General features: G+C 60.5%; 4 protein-coding genes and 2 pseudogenes. 3 read left to right on the forward strand and 3 right to left on the reverse strand.

The window, feature by feature from the left end; genetic code table 11:
* The 3 genes and pseudogenes from NW835_RS11460 to NW835_RS11470 all read right to left on the reverse strand — a co-directional run.
* Window positions 1–733, reverse strand: a pseudogene (locus NW835_RS11460) (CCA tRNA nucleotidyltransferase); the annotation flags it as partial.
* A 132-nt stretch (window positions 734–865) separates the two neighbouring features.
* Window positions 866–1,891, reverse strand: a complete 1,026-nt coding sequence (gene hemH / locus NW835_RS11465; RefSeq protein ID WP_414371832.1) for a ferrochelatase — start codon at window positions 1,889–1,891, stop codon at window positions 866–868.
* 151 nt (window positions 1,892–2,042) lie between these two features.
* Window positions 2,043–2,498 (reverse strand): hypothetical protein, encoded by a 456-nt coding sequence (locus tag NW835_RS11470; RefSeq protein ID WP_414415341.1) that lies wholly within the window; start codon window positions 2,496–2,498, stop codon window positions 2,043–2,045.
* A 246-nt stretch (window positions 2,499–2,744) separates the two neighbouring features.
* On the opposite strand from NW835_RS11470, the gene NW835_RS11475 reads away from it, so the two are divergent.
* The 3 genes and pseudogenes from NW835_RS11475 to NW835_RS11485 all read left to right on the forward strand — a co-directional run.
* Window positions 2,745–3,236 carry a Tic20 family protein gene (locus NW835_RS11475; protein WP_414415342.1) on the forward strand — a complete coding sequence of 164 codons (492 nt, stop codon included), beginning with the start codon at window positions 2,745–2,747 and terminating at the stop codon, window positions 3,234–3,236.
* Window positions 3,237–3,341: 105 nt separating this feature from the next.
* Window positions 3,342–3,782 (forward strand): cyclic pyranopterin monophosphate synthase, encoded by a 441-nt coding sequence (locus NW835_RS11480; protein WP_414415343.1) that lies wholly within the window; start codon window positions 3,342–3,344, stop codon window positions 3,780–3,782.
* A gap of 1 nt (window position 3,783) precedes the next feature.
* Window positions 3,784–4,013, forward strand: a pseudogene (locus NW835_RS11485) (hypothetical protein); the annotation flags it as partial.

The raw sequence follows: 4,013 nt of genomic DNA on the forward strand, positions 1-4,013 counted from the left end.
TCTGGGGCGTTAGGCGGGGCAGCCAAGCCACCAGCAACCCTGCCGCCACTGCCGCTTGCAGGTGGGCCAGGCCCGGGATCCCCGTCTCCAACAAGGTCACCACCTCGGCCCGCACCCGTTCTGCCGCCACATTGGCCACAAGGGGGGCCCGCTGGCGAATCGCCTCTGCCGTGGCCGGATCCAGCGCAAACCCCAGTTGGGCTGCCTGGCGATAGGCCCGCAACAGCCGCACTGGATCGGCGCTGAGGTTGTCGGGGTGAACCATACGCAGGCACCCTTGCTCAATGTCTGCCCGACCGCCCGTAGGATCCAACAGTTGCCCCTCTTGCAGCGCCAGGGCGAGGGCGTTGCAGGTGAAGTCCCGCTGGCGCAGATCCGCCTCTGGCGTGGGGCCCACCTGCAGGGCTACGTCCACCGTCGCCGCCGTGGGGGTGGAAGCCCCTCCTTGGCCCAGCACGATGCGGGCAATCTGTCGCTCCGCATCCAGCACCACAAAGCCGGCCTTCAGCCGCCGCGCCACCCCCGCTGCCCACCCCACAGGATCGGCTGGACACATTAAGTCCAGATCCAGCGCCGCCTTGGGGTCTCCAGCCTGGCCCCCCAGCCAAGCTAGGTAGGCATCCCGCAGGGATCCCCCCACCCAGTAACTCCCCTGGGGCAGCCAATCTTTGGGAAAGGGCAGCCGTTGGTAGAAATAGGTCAGCAGCCACTCGGTCAGCAGGGCTTTGCTCATCGATTGGGTATAGCGGGGAGACTTCCTAGATGGATTTGAAGGGCTAGGATCCCCAGGCTGCCCACAATGGCTTTGGGGGATTTGGCCCTTGCTTGCCCAGACCTGCTCGCGGCCTCGCCGGATCCCTTTTGCCTAACGCTCCAGCAGTGAGCCGCCCACCGCCGCCGGCGCAAACGCAGGCGCTGAAGTGAGCAGATGGGGCCGCACCAGCGCCACCAGGCCGGCAATAAACAGGGGATCGGCATTTAGCGCTGGCACGCGGCGAAACTCGCGGATCCCAGTCTGGTGGGCCAGCTCCCGATACTCGATGTCGATCTCCTGCAAAGTTTCGATGTGCTCCGACACAAAGCTAATCGGCACCACCAGCAGTTGCTTTACTCCCTGAGCGCCCAGTTCCGGGATCACTGTCTCGGTGTAGGGCTGCAGCCAGCGCACGGAGCCCACCCGACTTTGATAGGAGAGGGTGTAGCGATTGGGGCGCCCAACTTCCCGCCAGATGAGCCGGACACAGGCCTCCATCTCCTGCTGGTAGGGATCCCCGGCCTGGGTAACATAGCTTTCGGGAATGCCGTGGGCGCTAAAGAGCACGTGAACGCTTGCTGGATCTGCAAACGCATCCAACTGCTGCCGGATGGCCCTAGCCATGGCCTGGACATACTGGGGCTGATCGTACCAAGAGCAGATCTGGCGGCGCTCGATGCGAGCCAGCTCCGGATCCTCGGCCCAGAGGTGATCCAGGAGTTTGAAGCTGGAGCCGGTCGTGCTGATGGAATACTGCGGGTACAGGGGCAGCACCACCAGGCGGGTGATCCCGTCCGACTTGATCTGCTGCACCACGGACTCGATCAGCGGGTGCCAGTAGCGCATGGCCACATACACCGGCACATCGTAGCCCTCCGCCACCAGTTGGGCCTGCAGCTTTTGCGCCTGTTCAGCGGTGATGCGCCGCAGGGGGGATCCGCCCCCAATAGCCGCGTAGTTGCGCCGGGATTTGGGAGCTCGCAGCGTGGAGATAGCCCAGGCAAACGCCCCCTGCAAAAACGGAAAGGGTAGACGGATTAGCTCCGGATCGGCAAAGAGGTTGTAGAGAAAGGGCTGCACATCAGCCTGGGTCTCTGGTCCCCCCAAGTTCAGCAGGAGCACGCCGCTTTTGGACATAACAAAGCTCAATATCCTTCTCTATCCACTGTAGGCGGTCTTATCCCACCTCCGGAAAGTGGCCTTAAGTTTTTTGCAGCCCTTCTCATTAGTCCAACCCAACAGCCAAAAAGGGGATCCCTGCCGGCAGCACACCCTCCTTCCAGAGGATTTAGAACTCTCGACCGCGGTAGACCCGCTGCAGCGCCAGCTTGACGGGATAACGATCGAGATCGGCCAAGTTCAACTTCAGACGCAGCGTATTGAGCGGCCTCCAGTAGGGGGGCACAAAGACTCGTTCGGTGCCCAGTTCGGGGAAGGGCTCGCCCGCTGCTGTTTCCACCCAGCAGCCGCGGTAGCGAACCGGCTGAACTCCCCTGTGAAGGGCGCGGAGAGGGTGGCCGGGATCGACCGTCAAGCCGCGAAACTGGATTGCCCCTGGACGAGAAGCTTGCCGGTAGCACAGGTAACGGGCCCAAAGCTGGGCCAGCCCCTCCGGCAAAGTCTCAGGACGAACGTGGAAGCGCTCCGGCAGCAGGCGGTCGTTGAAAAAGCCGACAAGTGCAGACCAAGCTTGCCAGAGAAAAGCTCCCAAGAGGCGAGCAGAGAGAGATGGCAAGATCTTCATGGCAGAGGCCAAAAATCACTGTGGGTGGGAATTGCTGTCGATTATATCAACCCCGATCCTGCAAGATGCTCATCCTAAACAGTTTCCCTCTCACTGGGAAGCAGAGGCGGGCTTGCGGCTAAGCGCGTTGAGCCAGCCAACTTCATCGACTACAATAAGCGCAATGCTTAGGTGCCGTTTAATAAATTCTGAAAGCGCACCAACAAGCAGACTCCAGAACCACTGCACTAAGGGGATCGACGGATTATGACCTGGCGCGGCAACATCACTCCCATCGATCGGCTGTGGGGATCCCTTCCCTACCTTTTGCCGTTGGTATCGGCTCTGCCCTTCGGCTTTGTGCCCTCTGGTTTGTTTCAATCTCTGCCAGGTTTGATCCCCATTTTTAGTCCGCTGCTGCGTTTGCTGCCTCTGGCCACGGGCTGGCTGGGCATGGGGCTGTTTTTTGCCCTACTCTTTTTCGTAATCCGCAACGGCCGCGTCGCCCATTTTGTTCGCTTCAACACGATGCAGGCGCTGCTGCTCAACATTGCCCTGTTTTTGGTGCAAGTGTTGATGCAGGTGTTCGCTATGCTCTTTGGCAGCCTTGGTTTGGCAGCGCTTGTTAGCATTTTGGCCACCACTGCCCTGCTTGGGGTAATCGCTGTCACCCTTTATGCTTGGGTGCAGAACGTGCGCGGTTACTATGCCGAGGTGCCGGTGCTCTCCGATGCCGCCTATGCTTGGATTCGCTACTAACAGTTCTCAAGTTGAGGGCTTGGTTGCTGATTTGACGACTTCACTGGAGCCTGAGCCGGCTGTTGCAGCTTTCAAGGATTGCAGGAGGCTGGGGTGCCGTCGGATTTGACCTCTGATGTTGGCCCAACCCTCACCCACCTGGACGCTTCCGGTCGGGTACAGAGGGTGGAAGTGGGACATCAGCCCCTGGCTGCCCGTTTGGCCACTGCCCAAGGGCAGGTACGTAGGCCAGAAAGGACTTTAGAGGCCATTTTGGCCGATCAAGGGCCCAAAGGGAATGTGGTGGAAGCGGCTCGGCTAGCCGGGATCATGGCCGCCAAGTGCACCGCCGATCTGATCCCGCTGTGTCATCCTTTCCCCTTGACCAGCATCACCACCGGAGTAGAGATGGAGGCTTTGACGGCGGTTGCAGTGGCTGCCCTCACCCTGTACGACATGGCCAAGGCCTTGGAAAAGGCGATGGTGATCGAGAATATCCGCCTGTTGTGCAAGTATGGGGGAAGTTCCGGGCCTTCTGGGTTCGATCAGAATAGCCCGTCCCAGTGAGATGTTGAAGAGGTTGCACCAACCGGGAGGGCTTATCGGGATCGCGCTGCTGGCCGGGGTGCTGGCACTGCTCTGGCCAATGCTGCAGCGGGGCTACCCCATCACCCATTCCACCCACTTCAATCTCAATTGGGCCTTCCAGTATCAGCGCCAGTTTTTCGGCGGGCAGTTTTACCCCCGCTGGCTGGAGTATTCCAACTTTGGCTATGGCAACCCCACCTTTGCCTTCTA

The organism is Synechococcus sp. OH2 (assembly GCF_047462155.1).
Classification (GTDB): Bacteria; Cyanobacteriota; Cyanobacteriia; order Thermostichales; family Thermostichaceae; genus Thermostichus.

Bases quoted from the DNA above. Each gene is read 5' to 3' on its own strand.
- NW835_RS11475 (WP_414415342.1), top strand. From the start codon at position 2,745: ATGACCTGGCGCGGCAACATCACTCCCATCGATCGGCTGTGGGGATCC.
- NW835_RS11470 (WP_414415341.1), bottom strand. From the start codon at position 2,498: ATGAAGATCTTGCCATCTCTCTCTGCTCGCCTCTTGGGAGCTTTTCTC.
- hemH (WP_414371832.1), bottom strand. From the start codon at position 1,891: ATGTCCAAAAGCGGCGTGCTCCTGCTGAACTTGGGGGGACCAGAGACC.